14 protein-coding genes are annotated in these 16,762 nt (G+C 74.4%); 4 read left to right on the plus strand and 10 right to left on the minus strand.

Annotated features, from left to right (window positions below; all coding sequences use genetic code 11):
• Window positions 1-89 precede the first annotated feature (89 nt).
• Together LPA54_RS12865 and LPA54_RS12870 are read left to right on the plus strand one after the other, a co-directional pair.
• On the plus strand, window positions 90-629 hold the full coding sequence (locus LPA54_RS12865; protein ID WP_228976939.1) for a DUF742 domain-containing protein: 540 nt from the start codon (window positions 90-92) through the stop codon (window positions 627-629).
• A complete protein-coding gene (locus LPA54_RS12870) occupies window positions 610-1,191 on the plus strand; it encodes an ATP/GTP-binding protein (RefSeq protein ID WP_071269896.1) in 582 nt (193 codons plus the stop codon). The genes LPA54_RS12865 and LPA54_RS12870 overlap by 20 nt, the downstream gene beginning before the upstream one ends.
• A 261-nt stretch (window positions 1,192-1,452) precedes the next feature.
• On the opposite strand, the gene LPA54_RS12875 is transcribed toward LPA54_RS12870, so the two are convergent.
• The 3 genes from LPA54_RS12875 to LPA54_RS12885 form a co-directional block, all read right to left on the minus strand.
• Window positions 1,453-1,662, minus strand: coding sequence for an acyl-CoA carboxylase epsilon subunit (locus LPA54_RS12875; RefSeq protein ID WP_228976941.1), 210 nt, complete (start codon window positions 1,660-1,662; stop codon window positions 1,453-1,455).
• A gap of 11 nt (window positions 1,663-1,673) precedes the next feature.
• Window positions 1,674-3,257, minus strand: a complete 1,584-nt coding sequence (locus LPA54_RS12880; protein ID WP_228976944.1) for an acyl-CoA carboxylase subunit beta — start codon at window positions 3,255-3,257, stop codon at window positions 1,674-1,676.
• Window positions 3,258-3,442: 185 nt separating this feature from the next.
• Window positions 3,443-5,881, minus strand: a complete 2,439-nt coding sequence (locus LPA54_RS12885) for a polysaccharide lyase 8 family protein (RefSeq protein WP_228976946.1) — start codon at window positions 5,879-5,881, stop codon at window positions 3,443-3,445.
• Between the two features lie 257 nt (window positions 5,882-6,138).
• On the opposite strand from LPA54_RS12885, the gene LPA54_RS12890 reads away from it, so the two are divergent.
• Complete coding sequence (locus tag LPA54_RS12890) at window positions 6,139-6,747, plus strand: YceI family protein (protein ID WP_228976948.1); 609 nt, start codon at window positions 6,139-6,141, stop codon at window positions 6,745-6,747.
• Window positions 6,748-6,944: 197 nt separating this feature from the next.
• Entirely contained in the window at window positions 6,945-8,087 is a 1,143-nt protein-coding gene (locus LPA54_RS12895; RefSeq protein WP_228976950.1) for an acyltransferase, read from the plus strand.
• 312 nt (window positions 8,088-8,399) lie between these two features.
• Here the strand turns inward: LPA54_RS12895 and LPA54_RS12900 are convergent, their stop codons facing one another.
• The 7 genes from LPA54_RS12900 to ureA form a co-directional block, all read right to left on the minus strand.
• Window positions 8,400-9,758, minus strand: coding sequence for a hypothetical protein (locus tag LPA54_RS12900; RefSeq protein WP_228976952.1), 1,359 nt, complete (start codon window positions 9,756-9,758; stop codon window positions 8,400-8,402).
• A gap of 47 nt (window positions 9,759-9,805) precedes the next feature.
• Entirely contained in the window at window positions 9,806-11,413 is a 1,608-nt protein-coding gene (gene cimA, locus LPA54_RS12905; protein ID WP_228976954.1) for a citramalate synthase, read from the minus strand.
• A 520-nt stretch (window positions 11,414-11,933) separates the two neighbouring features.
• Window positions 11,934-12,479: a TetR/AcrR family transcriptional regulator gene (locus LPA54_RS12910; protein WP_228977005.1), complete on the minus strand. Its 546-nt coding sequence runs from the start codon at window positions 12,477-12,479 to the stop codon at window positions 11,934-11,936.
• 71 nt (window positions 12,480-12,550) lie between these two features.
• Window positions 12,551-13,117 carry a hypothetical protein gene (locus tag LPA54_RS12915; RefSeq protein ID WP_228976955.1) on the minus strand — a complete coding sequence of 189 codons (567 nt, stop codon included), beginning with the start codon at window positions 13,115-13,117 and terminating at the stop codon, window positions 12,551-12,553.
• A 94-nt stretch (window positions 13,118-13,211) separates the two neighbouring features.
• The gene (locus tag LPA54_RS12920; RefSeq protein ID WP_228976957.1) at window positions 13,212-14,225 is read right to left on the minus strand and encodes an agmatine/peptidylarginine deiminase; all 1,014 of its coding nucleotides are present in this window, start codon (window positions 14,223-14,225) and stop codon (window positions 13,212-13,214) included.
• An 11-nt stretch (window positions 14,226-14,236) separates the two neighbouring features.
• Complete coding sequence (locus LPA54_RS12925; RefSeq protein WP_228976960.1) at window positions 14,237-15,919, minus strand: urease subunit alpha; 1,683 nt, start codon at window positions 15,917-15,919, stop codon at window positions 14,237-14,239.
• The gene (gene ureA, locus LPA54_RS12930) at window positions 15,919-16,623 is read right to left on the minus strand and encodes an urease subunit gamma (protein WP_228976961.1); all 705 of its coding nucleotides are present in this window, start codon (window positions 16,621-16,623) and stop codon (window positions 15,919-15,921) included. The genes LPA54_RS12925 and ureA overlap by 1 nt, the downstream gene beginning before the upstream one ends.
• Window positions 16,624-16,762: the final 139 nt, after the last annotated feature.

Below are 16,762 nucleotides of genomic sequence, written 5' to 3' on the forward strand. Positions count from 1 at the left end.
ACCGTGCGTTTCACGCCACCGCGCCTTAAGGTGCGGTGGCGCGGTTCCACAGGGACACGGACCCGCGACCGGTAGTCGGAGGAGGAAACGTGGCAACACCCCCAGGCGGACACCAGCCATACGACGGTGCTCACCACGTACCGGGCGACGCCGGTCGCAACCGTTACAACTTCCCCTCCGCCCCCAGCGGCCAGGGCTACCAGCAGCCCTACCAGCAGCCGCAGGCGCCGCGCGGCCGGCCCGCGCAGCAGCGCCGGCGTCCCGAGGCGGGGCCCGCCCCCGCCGCCCACAACCCCCTGGTCCGCCCGTACGCCATGACCGGCGGCCGGACGAGGCCGCGGTACCAGCTCGCCATCGAGGCGCTGGTGTCGACCACGGCCGATCCCGCGCGGCTGCACGGGCAGTTGCCCGAGCACCAGCGGATCTGCCGGCTCTGCTTCGAGATCAAGTCGGTGGCCGAGATCTCGGCGCTGCTCTCCATCCCCCTGGGCGTAGCCCGGATCCTCGTCGCCGACCTGGCGGAGGCCGGACTAGTCGCCATCCACCAGCCCGGCGGTGACGAGGCCGCCGGCGGCCAGCCAGACGTGACACTGCTCGAAAGGGTGCTCAGTGGACTTCGCAAGCTCTAGCGGCGGTGCGACCCGCTCAACCACCAGCGCGAAGATCGTGGTGGCGGGCGGCTTCGGCGTGGGCAAGACCACGTTCGTCGGCGCCGTCTCGGAGATCAACCCGCTGCGTACCGAGGCCGTCATGACATCCGCCTCCGCCGGAATCGACGACCTCACCCACACCGGAGACAAGACCACCACCACGGTGGCCATGGACTTCGGCCGCATCACCCTCGACCAGGACCTCATCCTCTACCTCTTCGGCACCCCCGGACAGGACCGCTTCTGGTTCATGTGGGACGACCTCGTACGCGGCGCCATCGGCGCCGTCGTCCTCGTCGACACCCGACGCCTCGCCGACTGCTTCCCCGCCGTCGACTACTTCGAAAACAGCGGCCTCCCCTTCGTCATCGCCCTCAACGGCTTCGACGGACACCAGCCCTACACCCCCGACGAAGTACGCGAAGCACTCCAGATCGGACCCGACACCCCCATCATCACCACCGACGCACGCCACCGCGCCGACGCCAAAAGCGCCCTCATCACCCTCGTCGAACACGCCCTCATGGCACGACTGCGGTGACGAGCGCGTCGGCGGGGAGCTGAGTCGCCCCGTACGTACGGCCAGGGGCCCGCACACCGGACGGTGTGCGGGCCCCCGCGCGTTCCCCGGCCACGGCGCCCCCGGCCGCCCGGGGCGCCGCGCGGCCCCGGCGGTACGCGTACCGCGCGGAGGACGCACGGTGCCCAGGCGGCGGTCACGGCCGCGGCGGACGCCCGCACGGCCGAGGGCCCCGCACCCGTGACGGGTGCGGGGCCCTCGGCCTCGTGCTGCGGGCGGTGCTCAGCCCTGCCAGGAGTGCGGCGCCCGGAAGCCGGACTGGCGCTCCAGGCGGCGCCAGCCGGCCGCGGAGCGGGCGCGGCGCGCCGGGGCGGCGGCCGGGCGGGCGTTGGCGCGGGCGAGGAGCACCGCGGTGAGCGCGGCGAGCTCCTCGGGGGCGGCGTCTCCCTTCTCGACCCGGAGGAGGGAGGCGTCTGCCAGGGGGGTGGTCACGGGTTCTCCTCTTACTGCGGCGGGTTGCCGTGCTTGCGGGACGGCAGGTCTGCGTGCTTGGTGCGGAGCATGGCGAGCGACCTGATGAGCACCTCGCGCGTCTCGGCCGGGTCGATGACGTCGTCGACCAGGCCGCGCTCCGCGGCGTAGTAGGGGTGCATCAGCTCGGCCTTGTACTCCTTGACCATGCGGGCGCGCATGGCCTCGGGGTCCTCGGCCTCGGCGATCTGCCGGCGGAAGATGACGTTGGCCGCGCCCTCGGCGCCCATGACGGCGATCTCGTTGGTCGGCCAGGCGTAGGTGAGGTCGGCGCCGATGGACTGGGAGTCCATGACGATGTACGCGCCGCCGTACGCCTTGCGCAGGATGAGCGAGATGCGCGGGACGGTGGCGTTGCAGTACGCGTACAGCAGCTTGGCGCCGTGGCGGATGATGCCGCCGTGCTCCTGGTCGACGCCGGGCAGGAAGCCGGGCACGTCGAGGAGCGTGATGATCGGGATGTTGAAGGCGTCGCACATCTGCACGAAGCGCGCGGCCTTCTCGGACGCCTCGATGTCGAGGACGCCGGCGAGGGTCTGCGGCTGGTTGGCGACGATGCCGACGACCTGCCCGTCCAGGCGGGCGAGGGCGCAGACGATGTTGCGCGCCCAGCGCTCGTGGACCTCCAGGAAGTCGCCGTCGTCGACGAGCTCCTCGATGACCTTGTGCATGTCGTACGGGCGGTTGCCGTCGGCGGGCACGAGGTCTAGCAGGACGTCCCCGCGCCGGTCGGCGGGGTCCTCGCTGGGGTGGACCGGCGGGTTCTCGCGGTTGTTGGACGGCAGCATCGACAGGAGGTAGCGCACCTCGGCGATGCAGGTCTCCTCGTCGTCGTACGCGAAGTGCGCGACGCCGGAGGTCTCCGCGTGGACGTCGGCGCCGCCGAGGCCGTTCTGCGTGATCTCCTCACCGGTGACCGCCTTGACGACGTCCGGGCCGGTGATGAACATCTGCGAGGTCTCGCGGACCATGAAGACGAAGTCCGTGAGGGCGGGGCTGTAGGCGGCGCCGCCGGCGCAGGGGCCGAGCATCACGGAGATCTGCGGGATGACGCCCGACGCGCGGGTGTTGCGCTGGAAGATGCCGCCGTACCCGGCGAGGGCGGAGACGCCCTCCTGGATGCGGGCGCCGGCGCCGTCGTTCAGCGACACGAGCGGGGCCCCGGCCGCGATGGCCATGTCCATGATCTTGTGGATCTTGGTGGCGTGGGCCTCGCCGAGGGCGCCGCCGAAGATCCGGAAGTCGTGCGCGTAGACGAAGACCGTACGGCCGTCGACCGTGCCCCAGCCGGTGATGACACCGTCGGTGTAGGGCTTCTTGTTCTCCAGGCCGAAGCCGGTCGCCCGGTGCCGGCGCAACTGCTCGACCTCCCGGAACGACCCCTCGTCCAGCAGGAGCTCGATGCGCTCCCGGGCGGTCAGCTTGCCCTTGGCGTGCTGCGCCTCGGTGGCGCGCTCACTCGGGCCGCGCCGGGCCTCCTCGCGCAGGGCCTGCAGCTCCGCCACACGCCCACGGGCGTCGGTGGGCTCGCCCCGGGTTTCGTCCACAACGGTCATGTACCGACCCTACGGAGCCGACCAAGGAAATCCCGCCGTTGACTCCGTACAGTCTCCGGACGGTTCTGCTGTGAGCCCTGAACAGAACCGTGCCGGAAGGCAGCCGAAGTGCCAGCGTTGCCCCCCTGTCCCTTGTGGAGTTCCCACAAGGGTCCGGGCGGGCGTCGGACGCGGCCGCGCTGCCGTCAGTACGGGGCCACCTCGCAGCGGTGCGGGGCGCACGCCGTGCCGGGGGTGATGCGGAGCCGGAGGGACGGCCCGGCGGAGAGTACCTCGACGGACGGGTCGCGGCTGAGGACGCGGCGTACCGGATGGTGCCAGACGACCTCCAGGGGGCGGCCGGTGCGGGGCGGTTCGGCGACGTGCAGGGTGGCGGTGCGGCCGCGCCGCCGAAGGAGGAGGCTCGCCGGCGCGGTGGCGGTGAGCGGGCCGGCCGTGCCCGGCTGCCAGAAGGCGGCGAAGGTGAGCCCCAGCGAGGGGACGCGGGCGGCCTGGCGGGCCGCGGTGTTGTCGAGGACCTCCAGCCAGCCCGGATCGGCCGCGCGGGCGGCGACGGTCCGGCGGTCCGCGCCGGGCATCACCAGATAGGAGTACACCGCGTCGGCGGGGTCCGTGCCGTGGTCGAGCCACAGGGTCTGGTAGCGGCGGGTGCGGCGCTCGTCGGACGAGCCGGTGTTGATGTCGCGCCAGGCGCCGGTCCGGTCCTCGCGCAGGGTGCGCAGGGCCGCCGCGCCGCCGGGCAGGACCCAGCCCCCGTGCCCGTCGAGGTGGACCCAGCGCGTCCCCCTGGTGAGGCGGGCGGCGGCGCCGGGGGTGCCGGCCGGGCCGAGGTTGCGGTTGTCGACGACGGTCTCGACGGGGACGCCGTCCGCGCAGCCGATCCCGGCGCCGAGGCAGACGACGGCGTCGGCGGCGCAGAACCAGGACTTGCGCGCCTCCAGGGTGGAGCCGAGGCCGCGCAGGTGCTGGCCGACGGCGGCGAACTCCCCGTCGGTGACGCCCCCCACCCACCGCGCGTCGGGCTTGGGCTCGCCCCACTCGCCGCCCTCCCGGTCGGCGAGGCGCCGGGTCGACACGGTGGTGCCGGGCAGCCGGTAGGGGTCGACGGTGGGCCAGAACCAGTCGGTGTACTGGCCGTCGCCGGCGGTGCCGGCGCCCGGCCCCCACCAGGAGAGCATCCCGGCGCCGGTGTGCCAGCCGCGCGGGTTCTCGCCGTTGCCGCACTCGTAGTGGGCGATCCGGTCCGAGGCCATGGCGACGCACGCGGCCCACCCGGGGCGGTGGTGGACGGCGCGGTCCATGGCCGCGAAGAGGGTGTGGCCGACGGGTTCGGGGGCGGCGGGGACGGGTGAGGCGGCCACGGCGTGCAGCCGGGCGAGGTCGGCGACCTCCAGCTGGGGGGCGGTCAGGACGGGGCTGACGGTGTCGCGGGCGATCCAGCCCTTGACGAGGGCGTGCCAGCGCGCGCGCCGGTCGGCGTCCGCCCCCTCGGCGAGGAGCGCGACGGCCGCCATGACGCCCTGGCCGTGGTAGTGGTCGCCGCGCAGCGTGCCGCCCGGGTCGTCGCGCAGGACGCCGCGGCTGGTGGCGCGGCCGCTGACGGCGTCCATCATCAGGCCGTTGCGGATCAGGGGCGCGTACGCCCGCTCCACGCTGTCGAGGACGGTCACCCGCGCCGGGTCGACCACCTCCCAGGGTGAGCCGGCCAGCAGGGCGAAGAGGCGCGCGAGCCCGTCGAGCAGGACCTGCCCGTAGGTGCCGGTGTACGGGACCCACGTGTGCTGCACGAAGCTGCCGTCGGCGTACAGGCCGTCGCCGCGGGTGACGTGGGGGAAGACAGGCGACAGGGCGTCGCGCGCGAGGGCGATCCGCTCGGCGCGGCGGCCGAGTACGCCGCTGAGGGCGGCGGCGCGGCAGAGGTCGACGCGGTTGGCGCCGGTGGAGGTGCCGCCGTAGTGGAGGAGGTCGCCGTCGGGGACGAAGTGGTCGACGGCGGCGCAGGCGGCCCGGATCCGGTCCTCGGTGAGGTGGCCGTGGAGGGCCGCGACGGTGTCGAGGAGGAGGCGGGGGCTGCCGATCTGCCACTCCCACCAGTTGCCGTGGCGGGTGGTGCCCGGGTGGTAGACGCGGGCGGCGACGTGGTCGAGGCCGGTGCGGACGGCGTCGAGGAGGGCGGGGTCGCCGGTGCGGCCGGTGCCGGGGCGCACGTACGCCTGGGCCATGGTCCACAGGCGGCGGTAGGAGAGCGTGATGCCGGACGGCGGGTCGAAGGGGTGGCCGGGCCACAGGGAGGACGGGGCGGGGGCCATGGCGGCCTCGTACCGGGTGGCGAGCGCGCCGGTCTCGGCGAGGCGGCCGGCGTAGGGCTCGGCGGCGGGGTCGTGTCCGGTGCCGAGCCGCAGGGCGAGCCAGCGCAGGCGCAGCGCCTCGAAGTCCTGCGCCCTGGGTGCGCCGGGGACGTCGGACGGGGGGCCGGCGTGGCGGGCGGTGGCCGGGGCGGGGAGGGCGACGGCGTGAGCGGTGGCGGCGGCGTGAGCGGTGGCGGCGGTGGCGAGGGCCGCGGCGCCGGCCGCCGCGGCGGTGAGGACGGCACGGCGTGAGGGGTCGGGGGCGTGCTGCGGCACGGGGCGCCTCCCGGGGCGTCGGCTGCGGGTCGGACCGGTTCGGGGCGGGTCGGGGGCCGTCCGGCGGATGGGGACCGGTCGGATGGTGGCGCGCGCGGTACGGAGGGAGGCTGCCCGGCCCCGGGGGCGGTCGATCCACCGGAACGGAGGACGGTGCCCGAGGCGAGGAACGATGTGGTTGAAGTTTGAACCAGATGGGTCTACAGTCGAAGTAGTTCAACGTTCAACGAACACCCACCCCCGCGAAGGAGTACGTCATGGGCCTCTTCAGCCGCACCTCCGGCACCGCCACCACCACCCGTACCGCCACGGCCGTCGACCCGGCGCTCGCCGCGCTGACCGGCACGTACACGATCGACCCGGCGCACAGCACCCTCGGCTTCACCGCGCGCCACGCCATGGTCACCAACGTCCGCGGCGCCTTCACGGACCACGACGGCAGCCTCGTGCTGGACGGCACGGACCCGTCCGCCTCCTCGGCCTCCATCGACGTCCGGATCGCCTCCGTGGACACCGGCAGCGCCGACCGCGACGCGCACCTGCGCGGCCCGGACTTCTTCGACGCCGAGACGTTCCCCCTGATGACCTTCCGTTCGACCGCCGCCGAGGCGCTCGGCGGCGCGGACTACCGGATCACCGGCGACCTCACCATCAAGGGCGTGACCCGGCCGGTCGCCATCGACCTGGAGTTCAACGGCGCCGCGAAGGACCCGTTCGGCAACGAGCGCGTCGGCTTCGAGGGCAAGGCCGAGATCCTGCGCTCCGACTGGGGCCTGACGTGGAACGCGGCGCTGGAGACGGGTGGCGTCCTCGTCAGCGACAAGATCAAGCTGACCTTCGAGATCTCCGCGATCCGCACGGCCTGATCCCCTGGCCCCTGCCGGCCCCCCTCCCCGCAGCGCCCACCCACCGCCTCCCGGCGGCAGAGGTGGGCGCCGGGCGTCGCGGCCCCTGCCGGCGGACGATCCGGCTGTCCGGCGCGCATCGCGGGCCGCGGCACGCGGGCCGCGCGCCGCCGTCCCCCGCCGGGCGACCCGCCGGGAACGGCACCGATAATCGCCGGATGCCACGCACCACCCGTCCCGACAGCCGGCCCGGCCGCCGCCCCGCCGCGGACCCGTCCGGCAGGGACCGGCTCCCCTCACTGACGGGCCTGCGCTTCTGGGCCGCCCTCGTCGTGGTCCTCTACCACCTCTCCCGCCAGGTCGGCGAGGTCCCGTGGGTCAGCGCGGCCACCTGGTACGGCCGCAGCGGGGTGACGTTCTTCTTCGTCCTGTCCGGGTTCGTCCTGGCGTGGACCTACGACGGGCGACGCGTACCGGCCCGGGTCTTCCTGTGGCGGCGGTTCGCCCGGATCTGGCCGCTGCTCGCCGTGACGACGGCGCTGTCCGTGGCGGCGTACGCGGCGCTCGGCACGGACGTGAGCCTGCGGGCCGTCGCCGCGACGCTGCTCCTCGCCAACGCCTGGCTGCCGGACCCCGACCTGCTGCGGGGCGGCAACCCGGCGGCCTGGTCGCTCAGCGACGAGGCGTGGTTCTACCTGCTGTTCCCGCTGCTGGTGGCGCTGCCGTGGCTGCGGTCGGCGCGAGGCCGGCTCGGGGTCGCGCTCGCCGTGTGCGCGGCCCTGCCGGCCGTATGGCTCTGCGGGGCGGTGATCGCCGACCCGGCCGTGCGGTCGTGGGCGCTCGGCTACTTCCCGGTGACCCGCACCCTGCAGTTCCTCCTCGGCGTCACGGCCGGGCTCGCCGTGGCGCGCGGTTGGCGGCCGCCGCTGCGAGCGGGCACGGCCGTCGCGCTGGTCGCGGGGTGGCACCTGGCACTCGTCCCCTGGTCGCGGGCCGTGCCGGACGCGCTCTGGTACAGCCCGTACCAGGCGTCGCAGCTGCTCTCCGCCCCGCTGTTCGCCCTGCTGGTGGCCGCCGCGGCCCACGCGGACCTGCACGGCCGCGGCACGGGCCTGGGCGGCCGGTGGTCGATCCGGCTGGGGCACTGGTCGTTCGCCTGGTACCTGCTCCACGAGGTCGCGATCCGCCTGTGGGTCGGCGCGTACGGCCGCCCGGTGGGCCTCGCGGCGACGGCGCAGGTCTGGCTGCTGGTCGTCACGGCGAGCCTGGCCCTGTCGGCCGCCGCGTACCACTGGGTGGAACACCCCCTGGAACGCCGCCTGCGCGCCGCGGGGCCGCGGCCCGCCGCCCCGCGGCGCTGAGCGGACTGGAGGAGCGGTGCAGGTCTCGTTCCGTCGTCTTCGTCGTGGCGGTGCCCGTCGGCGTCGGGAAACGGCCAACGGAGGCGAACGCACGTGAAGGGGAGCCCGCTTCGGGCACTGCTTGCTCTGATGCCTCGACACGAGGGCGCGGGGGACGCGGCCGACTGGGAGGAAGGGGCCATGCGCCTCGGGTCGTATCTGCCCCGGGACTTCAGAGCCTTCGTCGCCACATACGGGGCCGGGACGGTGAGCGACGGGCCGTACATCTGCGCGCCGCCAGGGTTGGCGGACGACTGGCGCTGTCGGCGGCGTTCAGAGGCCGCCGCCGAAGTCTCCCCCGCCCCCGCCGCCGAAGCCGCCGAAGTCGCCACCGCCGCCCGCGCCGAAGTCGCCGCCGAAGTCGGACGGGTGGTAGTCGGCGCCCGAGAAGTCGCCGCCGGCGAAGGAGTCGTAGCCGCCGGCGCCGTACTCGGCCGCGTACGCCGGGGTGGCGAGGGTGGTGCCGAGCATCGTGCCGACGAGGAGGCCCGGGAGGAGGGCGCCGCCGTAGTAGCCGCCCGCCCAGGGGCCGTACGCCGGGCCCGCCTCCCAGTACGGGCGGGGGCCGCTCTCGGTGGCGACCTGGCGGGACGCCGGGTCCTGGCCCGCCTTCACGCGGGACTCGTCCGCCGCGCAGACCGGCACGTCGCGCGGGGTGCCGCCCGGTGGGGCCCAGGGGAGGTCCGTGACGGACGGGCCGTGCCGGGGGTCGAAGAAGCAGGGTGCCCGCCGCTCGGGAGGCGGGCGGCCCTCGCGGCGGGCGGCCAGGGCGGCCAGGGCGAACCGGCCGTCCTCCAGGGCCTCGGTCACGCCCCGGACGTCGTGGGGGTGGCGGGCGCGTGCCATGAGCTGCTTCGCCCGGTCGTAGGCGTCCAGCGCGCGTTCGTAGTCGGAGCGCATCGCGTCGTCGGCGGACGGTTCCGCCGGATGGAAGTCGAGCCGGTCCAGTTCCTCGCCGTACGCGGTGATGTCCTCGTCGACGACGACGCGGAGCTTCTCCAGCGCCTCCCGCTCCTCGGCCCGCCTGCGGGTGCGGGTTCGGACGGTCGTCAGCGACACGGCCGCCACCGCCGCCGCGAGCAGCACGCCGATGGTGATCAGGCCGCCGACCGGTGCGCCGGCGCCCGGCACGCCCTCCCACGAGGTGGGCGCCGAGCCGCGCAGCTGCGGCAGGGCCTGGTCGGCGAAGGCGTTCAGCTCCGTCGTCGCGTCCACGCCCGGCTGGTGGACCGCCGAGACGAGGTTCTCCACGGCCCGCGGGGCGAGGACGACCCGGTCGGCACCCGCGTCGAAGGCGTCGCCGAGGCGGACGGCGTACACGCCCGTCACCCCGGTCAGGGTGCGCAGGTCGCGCAGCAGGGTCTCCTCGGGGAACTCCGGCGTGTCCGGCAGGACCGCCACCATCAGCGGCTTGTCCGCGTCGAGGATCTTGCGCTCCAGCGCCTCGGCGGCCGGCGCGGGCAGTCGGTCGGCCGCCGCCGGGTGCACGTACACGGGGCCCTGGCGCAGCGCGGCCGCCGCCTCGCGCACCCCGTCGGACGCCTTGGCGGACGCGGCCGGGACCACGGCCAGGAGGAGCAGGAGCACCAGGCCCGCCACGGCCGACACGAGGGAGAGGGGGTTTCTCCTCATATCATCGAAGCTACCCCATAGGGAACGTTTTGTGTCACCCGTTCGGCCTACTTCTCCGTGGGCTTCACGCCCGCCTTCAGCAGCCCGTAGGTGTACGCGTCGACCAGCGCCTGCCACGACGCCTCGATCACGTTCTCGCCGACGCCGACCGTCGACCACTCCGCGTCGCCGTCGCTGGTGGTGATCAGGACGCGGGTGGTGGACTCGGTGCCGTGGCGGCCCTCCAGGATGCGGACCTTGTAGTCGACCAGCTCGAACTTGGCCATCCGCGGGTGGATCCGCTCCAGCGCGACGAGCAGCGCCCGGTCCAGGGCGTTGACCGGGCCGTTGCCCTCGGCGGTGGCGACGATGCGCTCGCCGTCCGCCCACACCTTCACCGTCGCCTCGTTGGCGTGGGTGCCGTCGGGGCGGTCCTCGACGATCGCCCGCCACGACTCGGTGCGGAAGTAGCGCAGCGGGCGGCCCTCGACCTCCTCCCGCAGGAGCAGCTCGAAGGAGGCGTCCGCCGCCTCGTAGGTGTAGCCGCGCAGCTCCCGTTCCTTGACGCGGTCGACGACGCGTCCGACCAGCTCGCGGTCGTCGCCGAGGTCGATCCCCAGCTCCTTGCCCTTGAGCTCGATCGACGCGCGGCCGGCCATGTCGGAGACGAGCATCCGCATGGTGTTGCCGACGCGCTCGGGGTCGACGTGCTGGTACAGGTCGGGGTCGACCTTGATGGCGGAGGCGTGCAGGCCCGCCTTGTGCGCGAACGCCGAGACGCCGACGTACGGCTGGTGGGTGGAGGGCGTCAGGTTGACGACCTCCGCGATGGCGTGGGAGATCCGGGTCATCTCGGCGAGGGAGCCCTCGGGCAGGACCCGGCGGTCGTACTTCAGCTCCAGCGCGGCGACGACCGGGAAGAGGTTGGCGTTGCCGACGCGCTCGCCGTAGCCGTTGGCGGTGCACTGGACGTGGGTGGCGCCGCCGTCGACGGCGGCGAGGGTGTTGGCGACGGCGCAGCCGGTGTCGTCCTGGGCGTGGATGCCGAGGCGGGCGCCGGTGTCGGCGAGGACGTCGGCGACGACGGTCCGCACCTGGGGCGGGAGCATGCCGCCGTTGGTGTCGCACAGGACGACGACGTCGGCGCCGGCCTCGTGCGCGGCGCGGACCACGGCCTTGGCGTACTGCGGGTTGGCCGTGTACCCGTCGAAGAAGTGCTCGCAGTCGACGAAGACCCGGCGGCCCTGCTCCCGCAGGTGGGCGACGGTGTCGCGGACCATGGCGAGGTTCTCGTCCAGGGTGGTGCGCAGGGCGAGCTCCACGTGGCGGTCGTGGGACTTGGCGACCAGGGTGATCACCGGTGCGCCGGACGCGAGGAGCGCCTTGACCTGCGGGTCGTCGGCCGCCCGGATGCCGGCGCGGCGGGTGGCGCCGAAGGCGACGAGCCTGGCGTGCCGGAAGTCGATCTCGGCACGCGCACGGGCGAAGAACTCGGTGTCGCGCGGGTTGGCGCCGGGCCAGCCGCCCTCGATGAAGCCCACGCCGAAGTCGTCCAGGTGCCGGGCGATGGTCAGCTTGTCGGCGACGGTGAGGTTGATGCCCTCGCGCTGGGCTCCGTCGCGCAGGGTCGTGTCGAAGACGTGGAAGCCGTCGTCGACGGGCTGATCCGTGGTCATGGCTGTCCTGCTCCTGTGGGATGTGGCTCCTGTGCGGTCCCCCGCTCCGGTGGGGGTCCGCCCGCTCCGGTGGAGCCGGGGGCGGGAGGGAGTGGGGGCGGAATGGCTGGATCCACTTGTCCCCATTCTCGCGCGCCCTCGTCGGGCCCGTGGGTGGGGCCCGGAAAACGAAAAGACCCCTCGCGGGTAGCGAGAGGTCTGCGCGCGGGTCTGGGACACGGTGTCCGCTGCCGCGACGGAGTGCTGTCGGGGTTCAGCGGTCACTGCGGACCGGCGCGCTGCTGCCGATAATCATCGGGTTCGCGAGCACGGTGGCAGTCTGCCACAGGGTGGCCGGTGGGTGGGCAGGGGTCTCACCATGCGGTCAGGAGGGGGGCGGTGCGGTCCTTCCCCGCCGACCGGACCGTGCCCCGCCGGACCGGGCCCCGCCTGGCCGGACTCCGCCGGTCACCGCCCCGCCGGGCCGGTCGGCGGGGCAGGAGGTCAGGGGCCAGGGGGCCAGGGGTCACGGGGCCAGGGGTCACGGGGTCAGCAGGGAGTCCGCGAGGTGCTCGCGCACGTGGGCGAGCACCTGTGCCCGCCCGGTGCCCGGTATGCCCACCGCCACATGGACGCTGAACCCGTCGAGCAGGGCGCGCAGCCGGGTCGCGTACCGGTCGGGGTCGACGCGGCGCACCTCGCCGCGCGAGATGCCCTCGGCGAGGAGGGCGACGAGGTCCCGGTGCCAGGCGCCCTCGATGGCGGCCTGCCGCTCGCGTGCCTCGGCGTCGGCGTTCTGCGAGCGGTTCCACACCTCCAGCCACAGGGTCCAGTGCGGGTCGCGCGGCCCGTCGGGGACGTACAGCTCGACGTACGCGGCGAGGCGTTCGGCGACGGGGAGGTGGGGGCGGGAGAGGAGCGCGCTGCGCTCGGCGCCGAGGCGGCCCTCGCTCCACTCCAGCGTCCGCAGGAGCAGTTCGTCCTTGGTGCGGAAGTAGTAGAGGAGGTGGCCGCTGCTCATGCCGACGTCCCGGCCGAGCCCGGCCATCGTCAGCCCCTCCAGGCCGCGTTCGGCGATGGTCGCCATCGCGGCGGCGAGCACCTCCTCGCGGGGCGGGGCGGTGTTGCGTCGGCGGGCGGCGCGGGCGTTGGCGTCGTTCACCCGTCCGTTGTACCCGATGCCCGCCCGGCCTCCGCCATCCGCTCCCGCAGCGCGGCCACGTCCCGGGCGGTCGTCGCCGGAGGCGCGGCGAGATCGGCCAGGACCTCGGCGTGCCCGACGCCCAGCACCTCCGAGGCCACGGCCGCCACCTGGTCGGGTGGCAGCGTCTGCGAGAGCAGAGCGAGGAGGGCGGGGCGGTCCTCGTCGCCCCAACCGTCGTACACGACCTCGCGCAGCCGGACGACCGCGTCGACGGCGGCGGGCGGCAGCCGCGTCCAGGCGCGGCAGCGTTCGACCTCCTCCGCCACCTCGGCCATGAACCCGCGCACGACCTCGTACGGCACCTCGTGGTGCCGGCCGGGGCGGCCGAGGCGGAACGACGGCTCCCGCCGCGGGTCCTCGTCCGGGATCACCGCGGTGAGCAGGCGTCGCTCGTCCCGGTGGTCGAGCTCCAGGTGCCAGGCGTCCTCGGAGAGCACGTAGATGCGGGTGATGCCGTACTCCGAGGGCGCGGCGGGGCCGGAGGGCGGGGTCGGGCCGGAGGCCGGTGACGGGTGGGTCATGGGCCCAGCGTGTCAGCCGCTCCCCCGACCTGACCAGCGATTTCCCCGGCCTCCGGCCGCCGCCGGCGCCGGGCGCCGGTTGCGGGTCGGCGCGTCAGACCTTCGGCTGCTGCTGGGTGATGCAGTGGATGCCGCCGCCGCCGGCGAAGATCGTCCGGGCGTCGACCAGGGTGACGGTGCGGTCGGGGAAGAGGCGGCGGAAGATGCCGGCGGCGATCTCGTCGCGCGGGTCGTCGAAGGCGCACAGGACGACGCCGCCGTTGCACAGGTAGTGGTTGATGTAGGAGTGGTCGACCCATTCGCCGTCCTCCTGGAGGACGGTGGGCGCCGGGACCTCGACGACCTCCAGGCGGCGGCCCCGGGCGTCGGTCTGCCGGCGCAGCAGTTCCACGTTGGCCTTGCACGGCTCGTGGTCGGGGTGGGCCGGGTCGGGTTGGGTGTGGGCGACCACGACGCCGGGGCGGGCGAAGGCGGCGACGATGTCGACGTGGCCGCGCGTGCCGTAGGTGCCGTAGTCGCCGGTGAGGCCGCGCGGCAGCCAGATGGCCTTGCTGGTGCCGAGCTTGGCGTGGATCTCCGCTTCGACCTCGGCGCGGGTCCAGCCGGGGTTGCGCTCGGGGCCGAGCTGGACGGTGTCGGTGAGCAGGACGGTGCCCTCGCCGTCGACGTGGACGGCTCCGCCCTCGTTGACCAGGGGGCTGCTGTGGACGGGGACGCCGGCGAGGTCGGCGACGTGCCGGGCGATCTTCGCGTCGTGCTCCCAGCGCGCCCAGTCGGCCTGGCCCCAGCCGTTGAACACCCAGTCCACGGCGGCGAGCCGGGTGCCGTCGGTGACGAACGTCGGCCCGATGTCCCGCATCCAGGCGTCGTCCAGGTCGCGTTCCACGAGGTCGACGCCGACGCCGAGGAGGTCGCGGGCGCCGGGCGCGTCGCCGGGGGCGACGACCATGGTCACCGGTTCGAAGCGGCGTACGGCACGGGCCACGGCCGCCCAGGCGGAGCGGGCCTCGGCCAGCTCGTCCGGGGTGGTGAAGGTGGGGTTGGCGGTGGGCCACGCCATCCAGGTGCGCTCGTGGGGCGCCCACTCGGGGGGCATGCGGAAGGTCATGGGGTGGGTCCTCAGAGGAAGTAGAGGCGGTTGAGGGAGACGGAGTCGGCGGGCTCGGAGCGGACCGGTTCGCCGTCGAGGGTGACCAGGCCGGTGCGGCCGTCCACGCCGACCTCGCCGACGCGGGAGTTGAGGAGCAGGTCGCGGGGGCCGATGCCGCGGGTGCCGCGCACGGCGACACGGCGCCGGCGGGTGGGCATCCGGTCGGCGCCGAGCTGGGCGGCGGCGCCGGAGACGAACGCGACGGAGATGTCCGCGGCCGTCGCGCCGTGCGCGCCGAACTGCGGGCCGAGGACCAGGGGTTCGCAGGTGTCGGTGGCGGCGTTCGGGTCGCCGACGACCCCGTACGCGGGGAAGCCGGACTTCAGGACGAGCTGCGGCTTGGCGCCGAAGAACTCCGGCCGCCACAGCACGATGTCCGCGAGCTTGCCGACCTCGATCGAACCGATCTCGTGCGCGAGGCCGTGGGCGATGGCCGGGTTGATGGTCAGCTTGGCCATGTACCGCAGGACGCGGGCGTTGTCGTCGCCCTCGCCGTCGCCGTCGAGCGGGCCGAGCTCGGCCTTCATCTTCCCGGCCATGGCGAAGGTCCGCCGCACCGTCTCGCCGGCCCGCCCCATGCCCTGCGCGTCGGAGGAGGTGATGCCGATGGCGCCGAGGTCGTGCAGGACGTCCTCCGCGCCCATGGTGCCCGCCCTGATCCGGTCGCGGGCCATGGCGGCGTCGCCGGGCAGGTCGGTCTTCAGGTCGTGGACGGAGACGATCATGCCGTAGTGCTCGGCGACCGCGTCGCGGCCGAAGGGCAGGGTGGGGTTGGTGGAGGAGCCGATGACGTTCGGGACGCCCGCCATCTTCAGCACGTTGGGGACGTGGCCGCCGCCGCAGCCCTCGATGTGGAAGGCGTGGATGGTCCGGCCCTCCAGGACCCTGAGGGTGTCCTCGACGGACAGGCACTCGTTGAGGCCGTCGCTGTGCAGGGCGACCTGCACGTCGTGGTCCTCGGCGACGCGCAGCGCGGTGTCGAGCGCGCGGGTGTGGGCGCCCATGTCCTCGTGGACCTTGAAGCCGGACGCGCCGCCCTCGGCGAGGGCCTCGACGAGGGGGGCCGGGTCGGAGGAGGAGCCGCGCGCCAGGAAGCCGATGTTCACGGGCCAGGCGTCGAAGGCGTTGAAGGCGTGGCGCAGGGCCCAGGGCGAGTTGACGCCGACGCCCCACACCGGCCCGAACTCCTGGCCGATGATCGTGGTGACGCCGGAGGCGAGGGACGCCTCCATGATGCGGGGCGAGAGCAGGTGGACGTGGGTGTCGACGGCGCCGGCCGTGGCGATCAGGCCCTCGCCGGAGACGATGGACGTGCCGGTGCCGACGACGACGTCGACGCCGTCGAGGGTGTCGGGGTTGCCGGCCCGGCCGACGGCGTGGACGCGGCCCTCGCGGATGCCGATGGACACCTTGCGGATGCCGAGGACGGCGTCGATCACCAGGACGTTGCTGATGACGACGTCGCAGGTGTCGCGGACGGCGGCGGCCTTCAGGTGCAGTCCGTCGCGGGCGGTCTTGCCGAAGCCGGCGAGGAACTCGTCGCCGGGCCGCTGCGCGTCCGACTCGACGCGGACCGTGAGTCCCGAGTCCCCGAGGCGGACGCGGTCGCCGGCGCGGGGGCCGTGCACCGAGGCGTACTCGTAGGGGTCCATCAGGCGTTCTCCTCCGGTTCGTCGTCTCCGGCGCCGAGGTAGCCGCAGGCGGCGGCCCTGCGCAGCGCCTCCTCGCGGGCGCCGGGCGCGTCCAGGGGGCCGTCGACCAGGCCGGCGAAGCCGATCGCCGTGCGGGCGCCGCCGATCGGCACGAGCCCCACCTCGACCGCCTCTCCGGGGCCGAAGCGGACCGAGGAGCCGGCCGGGACGCACAGCCGCATGCCGTAGGCCGCCGCGCGGTCGAACCGCAGCCGCGGGTTGGCCTCGAAGAAGTGGAAGTGCGAGGTGACGCTGACGGGGACGGCCGCGGTGTTGCGGACGGTGAGCCGCACCTCCGGTACGGGTTCGGGGTAGCCGGGGCCCGGCAGCAGGGCGCCCGGGGCGTCCTCGCCGGCGGACGGGCCGCCGATCGGGTCGGAGACGACGGCCAGGCGGGAGCCGTCGTCGAAGACGGCCTCCACGTGGACCTCGGTGACCACGTCGGCGACGCCGGGCAGGACGTCGTCCGGACCGAGGACCGAGCGGGCCGCCGCGATGGCCTCGGCGAGGCGCCGACCGTCCCGGGCCGCCTCGCAGACCGTGTCGGCGATGAGCGCGGTGGCCTCGGGGACGTTGAGCCGCAGTCCACGGGCGCGGCGGGCACGGGCGAGTTCGGCGGCACCGAAGAGCAGCAGCCGGTCGCGTTCCGTGGGGGTCAGTCGCACGTCCTTCACACCTCCTGGCGTGCACAAGATTTAGAGCAACACTCTAACCATCCCTCGCCACCGAACGAAAGGATTGACGAGCTTCCTCGGGATGCGTCACATTGAGCGCCACTCTAAAGCGACGGGACCCGGACGGCTC

Source organism: Streptomyces sp. DH12 (assembly GCF_020873895.1).
In the GTDB taxonomy this organism is placed as follows: domain Bacteria; phylum Actinomycetota; class Actinomycetes; order Streptomycetales; family Streptomycetaceae; genus Streptomyces.

Excerpts from the sequence above, each read along its gene's own strand:
- LPA54_RS12900 (WP_228976952.1), bottom strand. The coding sequence starts at position 9,758 with ATGAGGAGAAACCCCCTCTCCCTCGTGTCGGCCGTGGCGGGCCTGGTG.
- LPA54_RS12895 (WP_228976950.1), top strand. The coding sequence starts at position 6,945 with ATGCCACGCACCACCCGTCCCGACAGCCGGCCCGGCCGCCGCCCCGCC.
- LPA54_RS12920 (WP_228976957.1), bottom strand. The coding sequence starts at position 14,225 with ATGACCTTCCGCATGCCCCCCGAGTGGGCGCCCCACGAGCGCACCTGG.
- LPA54_RS12880 (WP_228976944.1), bottom strand. The coding sequence starts at position 3,257 with ATGACCGTTGTGGACGAAACCCGGGGCGAGCCCACCGACGCCCGTGGG.
- LPA54_RS12890 (WP_228976948.1), top strand. The coding sequence starts at position 6,139 with ATGGGCCTCTTCAGCCGCACCTCCGGCACCGCCACCACCACCCGTACC.
- LPA54_RS12925 (WP_228976960.1), bottom strand. The coding sequence starts at position 15,919 with ATGGACCCCTACGAGTACGCCTCGGTGCACGGCCCCCGCGCCGGCGAC.
- LPA54_RS12910 (WP_228977005.1), bottom strand. The coding sequence starts at position 12,479 with ATGGCGACCATCGCCGAACGCGGCCTGGAGGGGCTGACGATGGCCGGG.
- cimA (WP_228976954.1), bottom strand. The coding sequence starts at position 11,413 with ATGACCACGGATCAGCCCGTCGACGACGGCTTCCACGTCTTCGACACG.
- LPA54_RS12915 (WP_228976955.1), bottom strand. The coding sequence starts at position 13,117 with ATGACCCACCCGTCACCGGCCTCCGGCCCGACCCCGCCCTCCGGCCCC.